Source organism: Qipengyuania mesophila, assembly GCF_019711655.1.
In the GTDB taxonomy this organism is placed as follows: domain Bacteria; phylum Pseudomonadota; class Alphaproteobacteria; order Sphingomonadales; family Sphingomonadaceae; genus Qipengyuania; species Qipengyuania mesophila.
This window is the reverse complement of sequence record NZ_JAIGNU010000002.1, coordinates 257232-270407: the sequence shown is the minus strand read 5'-3', so window position 1 is coordinate 270407 and position 13176 is coordinate 257232. Positions and strand designations below refer to the sequence as shown.

14 protein-coding genes and 1 tRNA gene are annotated in these 13176 nt (G+C 67.2%); 5 read left to right on the top strand and 10 right to left on the bottom strand.

Annotation, left to right across the window (positions count from 1 at the left end; translation table 11 throughout):
- Window positions 1–47 precede the first annotated feature (47 nt).
- Together lptM and argH are read right to left on the bottom strand one after the other, a co-directional pair.
- Entirely contained in the window at window positions 48–287 is a 240-nt protein-coding gene (gene lptM, locus K3181_RS11035; protein WP_247715076.1) for an LPS translocon maturation chaperone LptM, read from the bottom strand.
- Entirely contained in the window at window positions 284–1660 is a 1377-nt protein-coding gene (gene argH, locus K3181_RS11030) for an argininosuccinate lyase (RefSeq protein ID WP_221603157.1), read from the bottom strand. The genes lptM and argH overlap by 4 nt, the downstream gene beginning before the upstream one ends.
- Window positions 1661–1676: 16 nt before the next feature.
- Between argH and K3181_RS11025 the strand changes: the two genes are divergently transcribed.
- Window positions 1677–2234 carry a TlpA family protein disulfide reductase gene (locus K3181_RS11025; protein WP_345725491.1) on the top strand — a complete coding sequence of 186 codons (558 nt, stop codon included), beginning with the start codon at window positions 1677–1679 and terminating at the stop codon, window positions 2232–2234.
- On the opposite strand, the gene K3181_RS11020 is transcribed toward K3181_RS11025, so the two are convergent.
- Both K3181_RS11020 and K3181_RS11015 read right to left on the bottom strand, forming a co-directional pair.
- Window positions 2135–3418, bottom strand: a complete 1284-nt coding sequence (locus K3181_RS11020; protein WP_345725505.1) for an FAD-dependent oxidoreductase — start codon at window positions 3416–3418, stop codon at window positions 2135–2137. The two genes, K3181_RS11025 and K3181_RS11020, sit on opposite strands and share 100 nt — an antisense overlap.
- A gap of 63 nt (window positions 3419–3481) precedes the next feature.
- Window positions 3482–3557, bottom strand: a tRNA-Val gene (locus K3181_RS11015).
- Between the two features lie 87 nt (window positions 3558–3644).
- Between K3181_RS11015 and K3181_RS11010 the strand changes: the two genes are divergently transcribed.
- Window positions 3645–4622, top strand: a complete 978-nt coding sequence (locus K3181_RS11010) for an asparaginase (protein WP_221603155.1) — start codon at window positions 3645–3647, stop codon at window positions 4620–4622.
- 3 nt (window positions 4623–4625) lie between these two features.
- Here K3181_RS11010 and K3181_RS11005 read toward each other — a convergent pair whose 3' ends face one another.
- The 3 genes from K3181_RS11005 to fmt all read right to left on the bottom strand — a co-directional run bounded on the left by K3181_RS11005 (window position 4626) and on the right by fmt (window position 7585).
- Complete coding sequence (locus K3181_RS11005; RefSeq protein ID WP_221603154.1) at window positions 4626–5738, bottom strand: zinc-binding dehydrogenase; 1113 nt, start codon at window positions 5736–5738, stop codon at window positions 4626–4628.
- Window positions 5739–5820: 82 nt separating this feature from the next.
- Window positions 5821–6570, bottom strand: a complete 750-nt coding sequence (gene truA, locus K3181_RS11000; protein WP_221603153.1) for a tRNA pseudouridine(38-40) synthase TruA — start codon at window positions 6568–6570, stop codon at window positions 5821–5823.
- A gap of 106 nt (window positions 6571–6676) precedes the next feature.
- A complete protein-coding gene (gene fmt, locus K3181_RS10995) occupies window positions 6677–7585 on the bottom strand; it encodes a methionyl-tRNA formyltransferase (protein WP_221603498.1) in 909 nt (302 codons plus the stop codon).
- 52 nt (window positions 7586–7637) lie between these two features.
- Here fmt and recR point away from each other — a divergent pair, with 52 nt between their 5' ends.
- From recR to K3181_RS10980, 3 genes are all read left to right on the top strand, one after another.
- Window positions 7638–8234, top strand: a complete 597-nt coding sequence (recR, locus tag K3181_RS10990) for a recombination mediator RecR (RefSeq protein WP_221603152.1) — start codon at window positions 7638–7640, stop codon at window positions 8232–8234.
- A 202-nt stretch (window positions 8235–8436) separates the two neighbouring features.
- Window positions 8437–9003 carry a peptide deformylase gene (locus tag K3181_RS10985; protein WP_221603151.1) on the top strand — a complete coding sequence of 189 codons (567 nt, stop codon included), beginning with the start codon at window positions 8437–8439 and terminating at the stop codon, window positions 9001–9003.
- Window positions 9004–9219: 216 nt separating this feature from the next.
- Window positions 9220–10665 (top strand): DNA recombination protein RmuC, encoded by a 1446-nt coding sequence (locus K3181_RS10980; protein WP_221603150.1) that lies wholly within the window; start codon window positions 9220–9222, stop codon window positions 10663–10665.
- Between the two features lie 6 nt (window positions 10666–10671).
- Here the strand turns inward: K3181_RS10980 and K3181_RS10975 are convergent, their stop codons facing one another.
- Genes K3181_RS10975 through K3181_RS10965 form a run of 3 tightly spaced genes read right to left on the bottom strand, consistent with a single transcriptional unit; the run spans window position 10672 to window position 13174 of the window.
- Entirely contained in the window at window positions 10672–11640 is a 969-nt protein-coding gene (locus K3181_RS10975; protein ID WP_221603149.1) for an acyltransferase family protein, read from the bottom strand.
- Window positions 11641–11672: 32 nt separating this feature from the next.
- Window positions 11673–12371 carry a tetratricopeptide repeat protein gene (locus tag K3181_RS10970; RefSeq protein ID WP_221603148.1) on the bottom strand — a complete coding sequence of 233 codons (699 nt, stop codon included), beginning with the start codon at window positions 12369–12371 and terminating at the stop codon, window positions 11673–11675.
- Window positions 12368–13174 (bottom strand): TrmH family RNA methyltransferase, encoded by an 807-nt coding sequence (locus K3181_RS10965; RefSeq protein ID WP_221603147.1) that lies wholly within the window; start codon window positions 13172–13174, stop codon window positions 12368–12370. Before K3181_RS10965 ends, K3181_RS10970 begins: the two co-directional genes overlap by 4 nt.
- Window positions 13175–13176: the final 2 nt, after the last annotated feature.

The following is a 13176-nucleotide window of genomic DNA, read 5'->3' as shown; positions in this document are numbered from 1 at the left end:
CCAATGACGCGCGGCCTGTCGAGCAAGCCTTGCTTGCCCCGCCGAAATTACTCGGGCGGCAGGTCGAAGGGGTCGTCCTCGCGTTCTTCCGACCGCGTGCGCAGTTCGACGCTGCGGTCGGGCGCTGCGGTGGGCGGGAGCGCGAGCAATTCCTCTGAGGTCGGCTGCGCCTCCGCGCCATAGGGCGCGGGCGGCAGTGCGGTCCCCTCGACCGGTTCGAGCGCGGTCTTCTGGCCGCAGGCACACAGGCTCAGCAGGGCGGCAAGGGCGAGGGTGCGGCGCATCATTTCTCCATGCCGAGGCGCTGTTTCGCCGCGGCCACCTGCTCCCTTACGCGAACCGGCGCGGTCCCGCCATAGGAGGCGCGCGCGGCGACCGAGGCATCGACCGACAGCGCATCGAAGACCCGTTCGTCGATCCGCGCGTCGATGGCCTTGAGGTCCTCGATCGAGAGCCCGTCGAGCGCGACACCCTTCTCGTCGGCCAGCTTGACCGCCGCGCCGGTGATGTGGTGCGCCTCGCGAAAGGGGATGTCGGCCTGCCGCACCAGCCAGTCGGCGAGGTCGGTGGCGGTGGCGTGGCCGGCCTCGGCAGCCTTGCGCATGCGCGCGGTCTGGAACGCGCTGTCGGCGACCATGCCCGCCATGGCGGCGAGGCTGAGGTCGAGCAGGCCGGCCGCCTCGAAAACTGGCGGCTTGTCGTCCTGCATGTCCTTCGAATAGGCGAGCGGGAGCCCCTTCATGGTCACCATCAGGCTGGTCGCGCAGCCGATCACGCGCCCGGCGTGCCCGCGCACCAGCTCGGCGGCGTCGGGATTGCGCTTCTGCGGCATGATCGAGCTGCCCGTCGAGAGCGTGTCGGGCAGCTTGACGAAGCCGAAGGGCTGGCTCGCCCAGATGATGAATTCCTCGGCCAGCCGGCTGAGGTGGAGCGAGCACTGGCTCGCCGCCATCAGGTAGTCGAGCGCGAAGTCGCGGTCGGACACGGCATCGAGGCTGTTGCGCGTCGGGCGCGCGAAGCCGAGCGCCGTGGCGGTCATCTCGCGATCGAGGTGGAAGCCGGTCCCGGCGAGCGCCGCCGAACCGAGCGGGCACTCGTCCATCCGTGCCAGCGCGTCGGCGAAGCGCGAGCGGTCGCGCATCAGCATCTCGAAATAGGCGAGCAGGTGATGGCCAAGCGTCACCGGCTGCGCGGTCTGCAGATGGGTGAAGCCGGGCATGATGCTCTCGGCATGTTCCTCGGCGCGCGTGACCAGCGCACCGAGCACCGCGTCGATCCCGGCTACGGCGCGCCGCATCGCACTGCGCACCCAGATGCGGAAATCGGTCGCCACCTGGTCGTTGCGGCTGCGCGCGGTATGCAGGCGCCCCGCCGCCGGGCCGACGATCTCGGTCAGCCGCGCCTCGACCGTCATGTGGATGTCCTCGAGGTCCCAGTCCTCGGGCACGCCGTCGCGTTCGTATTCCTCGGCGACCTGCTGGAGCCCCTCGTCGATGGCCTTGGCATCCGCCGCGCTGACGATGCCCTGCTGCGCCAACATGGCGACATGCGCGCGGCTGCCCGCGATATCCTCGCGCCACAGCGCCTTGTCGAACGGAATCGAGGCGTTGATTTCGCGCATGATCGCGCTAGGGCCTTCGGCGAACCTGCCGCCCCACATCGAATTGGAGCCCTTGGTGTCCCGCTTATCGTTCACGCTAGCCATCGTCCTCGGTCTTGCTGTCGCCGGCTGCGATAGGGGCGCACCCGAGACGGCGCAAGAAAGCACCGCTTCTTCGGCGCCAAAGGCCGAAATCGACACGGGCGAAGCGGGCGCGCCGATGCCCGCCGCCAATGTGGCCGATCCCGACGGGCGCGTCCTCAATCTGGGCAGCCTGCGCGGCACTCCGGTGCTGCTCAATCTCTGGGCCACCTGGTGCGCGCCCTGCGTCAAGGAAATGCCGCTTCTCGACGCCCTGGCGGGCGAATATGATGGGCGCCTGAGGGTGGTGACGGTCAGCCAGGACATGCAGGGGGCGGAAAAGGTTGAGCCCTTCTTCGCGCAGGGCGGCTTCGCCCGGCTCGAACCGTGGATGGACCCCGAAAACAACCTGGGCTTCGCGATCGGCGGCGGGGTGATGCCGACCACGGTCCTCTACGATGGTGATGGCAAGGAAGTGTGGCGCGTACAGGGCGAATTCGACTGGGAAAGCGAAGAAGCGCGCGCCGCCATCGACGCGGCGATTGCGGAGTAGTCGGGCAGGTCCAGTCCGAGCATCGCTAGCGGGAAGCCGAACAGCCCGCTCATCAGCTGCGCCTGCAACCGCGCCACCGGTCCAAGGCGAGAAAGCGGCGCGACGATCCGGTCGCGCAGCCACGGCCACAGTGCCGCGTCCGACTGGAAAAGCGGCGTGAAGGCCGCGGTGACCGCCTGATAGAGCGCCACATGGTCGCGCCGCCAGCTGGCCGACAGGCGCAGGCCTTCCTGCAGGATCCGCCCCTCGCGCAGGCCGGCGGCAAGACTCCAGGCATCGAGCAGGGCCATGTTCGCGCCTTGTCCGAGCTGGGGGCTGGCCGAATGCCAGGCATCGCCTATCCGCACCAGGCGCTCGCGATACGGGCGATGCGCGCTCCGATGGGCGTAGCGCGCGAAGGTGAGATCGGCGTGACTGGAAATGCGGTCGAGCAGGAAATCTACCTCGGGCCAGAGGCGCAGAACTTCCTCCTTCCACCCCTCGATCGGGGCGGCACGCCAGCGTTGGTAGTCGCTGCGCCGGAGCGACCAGAAGAAGGCGACTTCGTCGGGTAGGCCCGGTCCTCGCGATCCGATCGGCAGTACCCCGACCATTTGCGATGCACGGCGATAGCGCTGTTCGAGGAGGTTCCTCGCATGCGGATCGTCCGGCTGAACCGGTACGGTCGCCCACAAGGCGCCGTAGGGAAGGAGGCCCTGCCGGTCGCCCAACTCGATGCGTGACGCCCACCCGCTGGCATCGACAACGAGATCGAAGGGCTCTGATGCAGCGCCGTCGAAGAAGGTCAGTCTGCGCTTTCCGCCGTCGACGGTGCTGCCGCGCGCCTCGTGACCAGTCAGAATCGTGATCCCAGCCTCTTGAACGCGCTGGTAGAGCACACTGAACAGGCCGGCGCGGTGGATGCCGATACCGAAAGCCTCGCCAAGGCCCAGCTTCGCGTAGGGCGCGTCGAGCGCGATGCGGCCATTCTCTTCGCGGCCGAGCAGGGCATCGATCCGCGCACCGCGCGCCGCGATGTCATCAGCCAGCCCCATCCTCTGGAGAACCGCCATGCCCGATGGTTGCAGCATCAGACCCGACCCGAGCGGCTGAGGCTCGTCGAAACGCTCGAACAGCGTGACCCTGTGCCCGTCGCGATGCAGCAACAGCGCGGCGGCAAGCCCGGCCGGGCCGCATCCGACTATCGCGATGTCGTATGACTGGCGGATACCCCCTCCCGCTGCCGCCTCCGGGTTCCTGCCAGGGAATGGTGGGCGCTGACGGGCTCGAACCGCCGACCCTCTCGGTGTAAACGAGATGCTCTACCAACTGAGCTAAGCGCCCGCACCGTTCCGCGGGAGTGCTGCACATAACGTCCAAATCTTCAAAATCAATTGCCGAGATCGCGCCGCGGGGGCTAGGCCGCGCGGCATGACCACCAGGCTCACCGTTCTCGCCACCGGCGGCACCATCGCCGGGATCGCCGGCTCCGCCATCGCGCAGGATTATCGCGCGGGCGAGATCGGGATCGAGGACTATCTCGAGCGCGTCGGCGGGCTCGGCCTCGGGGCTGAGCTGTCGGGCACGCAGATCGCCAATATCGATTCGGCGGATATCGGGCCCGCGGTGTGGCACCCGCTCCATGCCGCCGCGCTGGCGGCGCTGGATGACGAGGGCTGCCACGGTGTGATCGTCACCCACGGCACCGACACGCTCGAGGAAACCGCCTTCCTGCTCGACCTGACATTGCCCGCAACCAAGCCTGTTGTGGTGGTCGGCGCGATGCGGCCCGCCGATGCGGTGGGCTATGACGGGCTCAGGAATTTCGCCAATGCGGTGCGCGTGGCGAGCGATCCGCAGGCTGCCGGGCGCGGCGTGCTGGTGGTGATGGGCGACCGCGTTTTCGCCGCGCGCGACGTGCACAAGGTGCGCACACGCGGGACCGAGGCCTTCCGCGGCTTCCCGCGCGAATCGGTCGGGCTGGTCACGCCAGCGTCGCTCGAATGGTTCGGTGCACCTTGGCGCAGCGACAGCGCCGCCGCCTACGCGCTGCCCGACAGCCTGCCCGAGGTCGTGATCCTCTATGCCTATGCCGGTTTCGACGGTGCCAGCGTACGGCGGCAAGTCGGTCCCGAGACCCGCGGGATCGTGGTCGCCGGGGTGGGTGAGGGCAATATGGCAGAGGATGCACGCTCCGTGCTCGTCGAGCTGGCCGCGCAGGGCATTCCGGTGGTGCGGGCGAGCCGCCTCGACGAGGGGCTGGTCGACCGCGAGCCCGAGGACGAGGCCAATGGCTTCGTCGCCGCGCGCGCGCTCAACCCGCAAAAAGCGCGCATCCTGCTGCAGATGCTGCTGGCGGGCGGGACCAGCGATCCCGCCGCCATCCAGCGCGCCTTCGACGGGCGCTGATCGTCAGCCGTTGGGCGTGACGAGGTATTTCTCGCCGGTCTTCATCCGGCGATAGTCGAGGATCGCGTCCTTGGTCAGCATGCCTTCGAGATCGACCTTGGTCTTGTAGCTGCTGGCGAAGGTAGTGGTGAGGTTGTCGAGCACGCGCTGGCGCATCCGCATCACCGTTTCCATGCCTGCGGTCTGGAGGAACGGCGTCAGCAGCCAGCCCGACAGCGTCCAGCCGAAGCCGTAGCTCGGCGTCAGCGTGGTCGGCCCGAAATCGAGGCGGCCATAGATGAACATGCGCTTCTGCTGGTTCGAGCCGTAACGCGAATATTCGGTCATCTTCGACACCGCGACCTGTTCCATCGCCTTGAAGCAGGTGTCGACCATCTGCCCGCCGCCGATGGGATCGAAGCCGTAGAAGGCGTCGGTCTCGTCGATCGCCGCCTTGAGCTGCGCCATGAAGTCGCCGTCGGATGAATCGACCACATGCGTGGCGCCGAGCCCCTTGAGCAGGTCGGCCTGCTCGTGCTTGCGCACGATGTTGACGAGACCGAGCCCGTCCTCCTGGCAGATCTTGACCAGCATCTGGCCGAGGTTCGAGGCGCCGACCGTGTGGAGGATCGCCTTCTGGCCGTCCATCTTGGCATTCTCGGCAAAGCCCAGCGCGGTCATCGGGTTGACGAAGCTCGAGGCGCCTTCCTCGGCGCTGTGATCGCCTAGCGGCAGGCACATGGCCGCATCGGCCAGGGCGTATTCGGCATAGGCGCTGCCCGGCACGCAGGCGACGCGCTGGCCCATCAGCGCCTTGGCCATGTCGGAATCGCCGGTGGCGACGACGGTGCCCGCGCCCTCATTGCCCGCGGGCAGGCGCTGGCCGTGGCGCGCCTTCTGGCCGCTGTTGAAGGGTTCGGGCATCTTGGCGACGACCTTGCCCGGCGAGTATTCCGCATTCTCGAAATCGGCCGCTCCGGTGAGGATCGCGAGGTCGCTGGGGTTGATCGGCGCGGCTTCCATCTTGACCAGAACCTGGTTGCCGGTGGGATCGGGAAACTCGCTGGTGGCGATCTCTACGGTGAGCGTGCCGTCGCTTTCGAGCGTGGTGAAAAGCTGCTTGCCGGTGGTGGTCATCCTGGTCCCTTTCGTTGCGATACGAAACTCTTTGAGCGTCTCGCTACGCCCCGAAACCGGGCTTGGCTAGGGTGACGTTAGGTCAATCGTCCTCGGGATAGACCGCCCGGACGAAGTAGAGGCCAGCCGACGGCGCGTTGAGGCCCAGCGCCTGCCGGTCGCGCGCTGCGAGCGCCTCGGCGAGCTGTTCCTCGCGCCAGCGGCCCATGCCCACGAGCGCGAGGCAGCCGACCATGCTGCGTACCTGGTGGTGGAGGAAGCTGCGCGCCTCGGCATGGATGCGCACTTCCTCGCCTTCACGCTCGACGTCGAGCCGGTCGAGCGTCTTGACCGGGCTGTCCGACTGGCAATGGACCGAGCGGAAGGTGGTGAAATCGTGCAGCCCGACCAGTGCCTGCGCGGCGCGGTGCATGGCCTCGTGGTCGAGTTCCTGAGGGACGAGCCACAGCCGGTCGCGGTCGAGCGTCAGCGGTGCGCGGCGGTTGGCGATGCGATAGACATAGGCGCGCCCGATGCAGGAGAAGCGCGCGTGCCAGTCGTCGGGCACCACCTCGCACTGCGTCACCGCGACGGGATCGGGTCGCAGATGCGCATTGAGCGCCTCCATCAGGCGGAAGGGCTTGATGTCCTTAGCGATATCCATGTGGCTGCGCATGGCGAGCGCGTGGACGCCGGTGTCGGTCCGGCCCGCGCTGTGCAGCCGCACTTCCTCGCCCAGCACGCGGAAGGCGGCGTCCTCCACCGCCTGCTGCACGCTCGGCCCGTCCTTCTGGCGCTGGAGGCCGTAGAAGGGCGTGCCGTCGAATTCGAGGGTGAGCGCGAAACGGGTCATCGGTCCAACCGTCGGCGCGTGGCCTTCGACAGGCTCAGGCTGAGCGGGTTTTGGCGATGTACCCCCATCCGCTCATGCTGAGCCTGTCGAAGCATAGTCGCAAACCTCACCCCAGCACCGTGCCCTTGGCCACCGCATTGCCGCGCAGGAAGGTGTCGAGGTCCATCCTCGGCTTGCCCGCGCGTTGCAGCTCGACCGGACGCAGCGCGCCCTCGCCGCAGGCGATTGCGAGCCGTTCGTCGAGCACTTCGCCGGGCTTGCCCGAACCCTCGACCAATTCGGCGCGGAGCAGCTTCACGCGCTGGCCGTCCATTTCGCACCATGCGCCGGGAAAGGGGGAGAGGCCGTGGATTTGGCGCACCACTTCCTCCGCGGACCGGCTCCAGTCGATCCGTGCCTCGGCCTTGTCGATCTTGGCGGCATAGGTCGCCTCCGCATCGTCCTGCGGCAGCGGGTGCAGCGCCTTCAAGTCGATCAGCGTGCCGACCATCAACTGCGCGCCGATCTCGGCCAGTTCCTCGGTCAGCTCGCCGGTGGTCTTGTCCTCGATCGGCGTGCGCGCGAAGGCGATCATCGGGCCGGTGTCGAGCCCGGCCTCCATCTGCATGATGGTGACGCCGGTCACTGGGTCGCCCGCCATCACCGCGCGGTGGATCGGCGCCGCGCCGCGCCAGTGCGGCAGGATCGAGGCATGGACGTTGAGGCAGCCGAGCCGGGGCGCGTCGAGAATGGCCTGCGGCAGGATCAGCCCATAGGCCGCGACCACTGCGATGTCGGCATCGAGCGCGGCGAAAGCCTCCTGCTCCTCGGTGGATTTGAGCGATGTCGGATGGCGCACCTCGATCCCCAGGTCGCTCGCGCGCTGGTGGACAGGGGTGGGGGTCAACTCCTTCCCGCGGCGCCCGCCGGGGCGGGGCGGCTGGGTGTAGACGCAGACCACCTCATGCGCGGCATCGACCAGCGCCTGCAGTGTCGGCACCGCGAATTCGGGGCTACCCATGAAGATTATGCGCATGAAGGGCCTTGTGGTCTTTCTCTGTTCCGCCCGCGCCCCTATCTGTGCCGCCATGGCATCGCAAGAGATCGAGACGCTGGCCGCCGCGCTGGCCCGCCTCCCCGGCCTCGGCCCGCGCTCGGCGCGGCGCGCGGTGCTGTGGCTGGTCAAACGGCGCGAGAGCGCGCTGCCCGCTTTACTCGAGGCGCTGGCGACGGTGGGCGAGGCGCTGGTCGAATGCGACACTTGCGGCAATGTCGACACCACCAACCCCTGCGGCATCTGCGCCGACCCGCGCCGCGATACGAAAGCGCTCTGCGTGGTGGAGGACGTCGCCGATCTCTGGGCGCTCGACCGGGCGAAACTCTTCACCGGTCGCTACCATGTCCTCGGCGGCAAGCTCTCGGCGCTCGACGGCGTGCGGCCCGAGGACCTCAATATCGCCAGCCTGCTGGCGCGGATCGAGGAGGGCGGGGTCGACGAGGTCGTCCTCGCGATGAACGCCACGCTCGAAGGCCAGACCACCGCGCACTACCTCGCCGAGCGGCTCGAGGAGCATCCGCTGCGGATCACCCAGCTCGCGCACGGCCTGCCGGTCGGCGGCGAGCTGGATTATCTCGACGAAGGCACGCTGGCGCAGGCTTTGCGCGCAAGGCGGCCGGTGGGGTAGGGTTTTTGTCGGATGCGCCTTCGACCTCCGTCGAAGGCTTGCGTCACCGGCCCACGCCCCCCACCCGACCACCCACGGCACGGTATCTTATGGGTGGTCGGGTGGGGGCGTGGGCCGGTGCCGCCGCAAGGGAAGCGCGGAGGCGCATCACGCACGCAACGAATAATTGAAGAATCCCCGCGCCGCGCCTATCTGACACCCCATGACTATCCGTGAAATCCTCGAAGTGCCGGATCCCCGGCTCAAGGTCGTGTCCGAACCCGTCACCGAGTTCGGCGACGAACTGAACGAACTCGTCTCCGACATGTTCGAAACCATGTATGCCGCGCCCGGCATCGGCCTCGCCGCGATCCAGGTCGGCGTGCCCTTGCGCGTGCTGGTGATCGACCTCCAGCCGGAGGACGAGGAAGCCGAGGGCGAGGTCTGCAACCACGGCGGGCACGAACACGTTCATTATCCGACGAAGAAGGAACCGCGGGTTTTCGTGAACCCCGAGATCCTCGACCCGGCGGAGCACCTCGCGACCTATCAGGAAGGCTGCCTCTCGGTCCCCGACATCTTCGCCGATGTCGACCGCCCGGCGACCTGCCGCGTGCGTTACCAGGACCTCGAGGGCGAGACCCACGAGGAGGACATGGACGGGCTGATGGCGACCTGCATCCAGCACGAGATGGACCATCTCGAGGGAATCCTCTTCATCGACCACCTCTCGCGCCTCAAGCGCAACATGGCGCTGAAGAAGCTGAAAAAGCTGCGCGAAGCGGCCTAGGCTGGCAGCGCCCGACCCCCAAATCGTCGTCACCCCGGACTTGATCCGGGGTCCGGCTTCCACCGACCCGTCACCCTGAACTTGTTTCAGGGTCCATACCTTCTTTGGTACGGTCGCTTTTTGCGCCATGGATCCTGAAACGAGTTCAGGATGACGCCTGTGGGTAGGGCGCACCACCCTCTAGCGTTCCCTCTCCGTTCCGCCTAATGTGTCGGCATGGATCCCACTCTTCTCGCCATCATCGCCCTCCTTCTCGGTCTCGCGCTGGGCTATTTTCTCGGCAATCGCGTTGGCTCTGCGCCCGCCAAGGACTGGCAGGCTCGCCATGGCGAACGCGATGCCGAGGCCAAGGCGCTCGACGAGAAATTCCGTCAGGCGATCGTCGACCTCGAGAATGCCACCGTGCGCGCCGAACGGGCCGATGCGCTCGATGCCGAGCTGCGCGAGACGCGCAAGACCCACGAGGGGGCGATGGAGGAATTGCGCCGCAGCAATGGCGCTCTGACCGCCGAACTCGCGACGCTCAAGGAAAAGACCGCCAATTTCGACGAGCAGAAGCGCCTGCTGATCGAGGCGCGCGAGGAATTGCTCAAGGAGTTCCAGAACACCGGCTCCGCCGTCCTGACCAAGGCGCAGGAGGCCTTTCTCGAACGCGCCAACGAGCGGCTGGGCCATTCGGAAAAGACCAGCGAGGAGAAGCTCAAGGCGTTGCTCGATCCGGTCGGCAAGCGGCTCGAAGCCTATGAAAAGCAGGTCGCCGCGCTGGAGGAAAAGCGCACCGACGCCTTCGGGCGGCTCTACCAGCAGATCACCGAGATGCAGCGCGGGCAGGAAGAGGTCCGGCGCGAGGCGCAGCGGCTCGGCAACAGCCTCACCAACGCGCCCAAGGCGCGCGGGCGCTGGGGCGAGCGTGCGTTGCAGAACGTCCTCGAACAATGCGGTCTGTCCGAGCACACCGATTTCCAGCTCGAACACTCGATCGAGACAGAGGAGGGCCGACTGCGCCCCGACGCCGTGGTCCACGTGCCCGGGCAGAAGAAGCTGGTGATCGACGCCAAGGTGTCGCTCAACGCTTACCAGGCAGCCTTCGAGGCCGACGACGAGGGTGAGCGCGTGCGCCATCTCGACCTGCATGCGAAATCGATGCGCAACCATGTCCAGACGCTCGGATCGAAGAACTACCAGAGCCAGTTCGACGACACGCCCGACTATGTCGTGATGTTCGTGCCGGGCGAGCATTTCGTGGCCGCAGCGCTCGAACACGATCCCGAACTGTGGGATTTCGCTTTCCGCAACAAGGTGTTGCTGGCGACGCCGACCAATCTCGTCGCCATCGCGCGCACCGTGGCGCAGGTCTGGCGGCAGGATAAAATGGCAGAAGAAGCCAAGGATATCGGCCGACTTGGGGCGGAGCTCTACGACCGTCTGGCGAAGGTCACCGAAGACCTTGGCAAGATGGGCACGCACCTCGGACGTGCAGTTTCGAGCTACAACGATTTCACCCGCAGCTTTGAAAGCCGGGTGCTGGTGTCCGCCCGCAAGATGCAGGACAAGGGTATCGAAATCGGAAAGCGCGAGATCGCGGATGTCGATATGATCGAAGCGAATCCCCGACCCCCTGAAACCGCGCAGATCGAGGACCGGCGCGACGCGGCCGAATAGCGTGCGTCAGGTCGCGGCGGCTTCGGCCAGGCTCGGGCGGGGGCGGGCGAGGCGCCTCGCCAGCCAGCTCCGCACCGGCCTGTCGTAGAGCGCATCGAGCGCCAGCGCGGCGGGCACGAGCAGTGCGGCGATGGCGAGCCGGGTCGGTACGTCGTCCGCGAGCGCGATCAGCGGCACGTGGATGCAGTAGAGCGGGTAGGACAGCGCGCCCATGCGCTGCCAGAAGCGCGGGAACGGCATCTCGTAGCGCGTCCCCACCCAGACCAGCGCGGGCAGGACCACCAGGATCGCAAGCGTGTCCCACAGCGCGTGTTCCGCTCCGCCGAACCAGCTCGCGCCGAGGAGAACGAGCGGCATCGCCAGCGCCAGCTTCGCGCTGCGGCGGACGGGCGCGGCCTGCGCATGCCAGCGATAGAGCAGCATGCCCATGGTGAAGGAATAGAGCGTGCGCGGCACCGCCCAGCCGGCGCCGACCCAATGCGAGCCGAGCTCGCGCGGCCAGGGCCCGGAGAGAATGGCATAGGCGAGTAGCGCGCCCGACACCGCGGCGACCGCAACGAGCCGCCGCGTCGACAGGCCCGCGAGCACCAGTGCAAAAGCCGCATTGGCCAGCACCTCGGCGAGCAGCGACCAGAAGGGCGGATTGGTCGGGAACAGACCGTCGCTCATGATGTCCGGCACGAGCAGCAGAATGTTCGGATTCCCGCCATGGAGCAGGATGCCGAGCAGGCCGCCCACCAGCATCATCGGGTAGAGCCGGGCGAAGCGCGCCTTGGCGAAACTACGGAAGGAGAGGCCCTGCGCGAGGCGATCCCCGAAGGCGAGCGCCATGACGAAGCCGCTGAGGCAGAAGAAGAAGTCGACCGCCAGATAGCCGCCGGGCATGCTCGCGCGCGAGACGTGGAACAGCATGACCGCGATCGCCGCGATCCCGCGCAGGCCGTCGAGGGCGATGAAGCGATCGGTCTGGTTCATGGGCCGTGACCGCTAAGCCTAGCCCCGCGTGGTTAAGATCCGCTTGCCGACCCGCCGCTGCCGGGTTGGGGTCGGAGCTTCAAATCCACTTCGTTCCGCAGGTCCAGATTCAGATCCCAGATCAGCCGAATGCCTTCACCGATGCGGGTAAATCCGTATTTCCCTCGCACGAGCAATCGGGCCAGCAACCACTTTGCACCGGGATGACCTTCGCCGATCGCGTGATCGAGAAGGGGCCGGAGCGAGGCTGCCGTCCTGCGGGTCGGATCATATTTGTAGCGAAACCATGCGAGCCAGAAATAGGCGCCCAGATGGTCGACCTCAACAGCGTCTTCCAGCATCGAGATGCAGATGTCCCTGTGCCCCAAGCGGTCCATTTGCCGGGCGTAGTATATGACCGCCTGCCATGACCCCAGACCCATCGCCTGGTGGTAGTAGTCATATGCCTTGTCCGAATTTCTTTCGGTTCCGATTGCGTATTCGTACATCCAACCCGCCGCGACCATGGCATGGGGGTCACCCAGGCTGGCTGCCTCTTCATAGAGCGCGAGCGCGGACGAGGGATCGCGCTCGAGGGCTTCGCGAGCTTGCCTTCCGATCTCTTTGACGGGTTCGGGCAAATCGCTCCGGATCGTCGACGAATTCCCGCACCGAGCATCGATTTCATCGACCCTGTTCCAAAGCGCCTTGCGCCTCAGCTTCAAATCCTTCTGGATTTCCGGAAAGCTCAATCCTCGAGCCCCGCCAGCACCTCGTAACCCAGCACCGCCGCCGCCACCGCCGCGTTGAGGCTGTCGGCGCGGCCCTTCATCGGCATGGTCACGCGCAGGTCGCAGGCCATCTCGTAGTCCTCGGGCAGGCCGCGGCTTTCGTTGCCGACCATGACGAAGCAGGGGGCGGCATAGGGCGCGCCGCGATAGGGTTGCGCCTCGCGCAGGCTCGCCGCGACGAGTTGTCCGTCGCCCGACCGAAGCCAGGGTTCGAACTCGTCCCACCGCGCCTGCGCGATCCTCTGCGTGAACACTGCGCCCATGCTCGCGCGCACCGCCTCGACGCTGAAGGGATCGGCGCAATCGTCGATCAGGATCAGCCCGCCCGCGCTGATCGCGTCGCCGGTGCGCAGCATGGTGCCGAGATTGCCCGGATCGCGCAGCGCCTGTGCGACCAGCCAGATATCGGCGCCCGACCGGTCGAGCGCGGCGAGCGAGGTATCGAATTCGGCGAAGACGCCCGCGACCGCCTGCGGATTGTCCTTGCCGGTGATCTTGGCGAGGATGTCGGCGCTGGTCTCGATCACCTCGCCGCCGGCGGCCTCAACGGCATCCTCGAGCGCGTCGAGCAACGGATGCGGGTCGCGCCGGTCGGCCAGCACCAGCACCTCGGGCACATGCCCGCATTCGCGCGCGTCGGTGAGCAGGCGCAGCCCCTCGGCGAGGAACTTGCCCGCAGCCTTGCGGTGCTTCTTCTCGCGCAGCGCCCGCAGCGCCTTGACGGTGGGATTGGAAAAGCCGGTGATGTGGCGGCGCTCGGCCATGG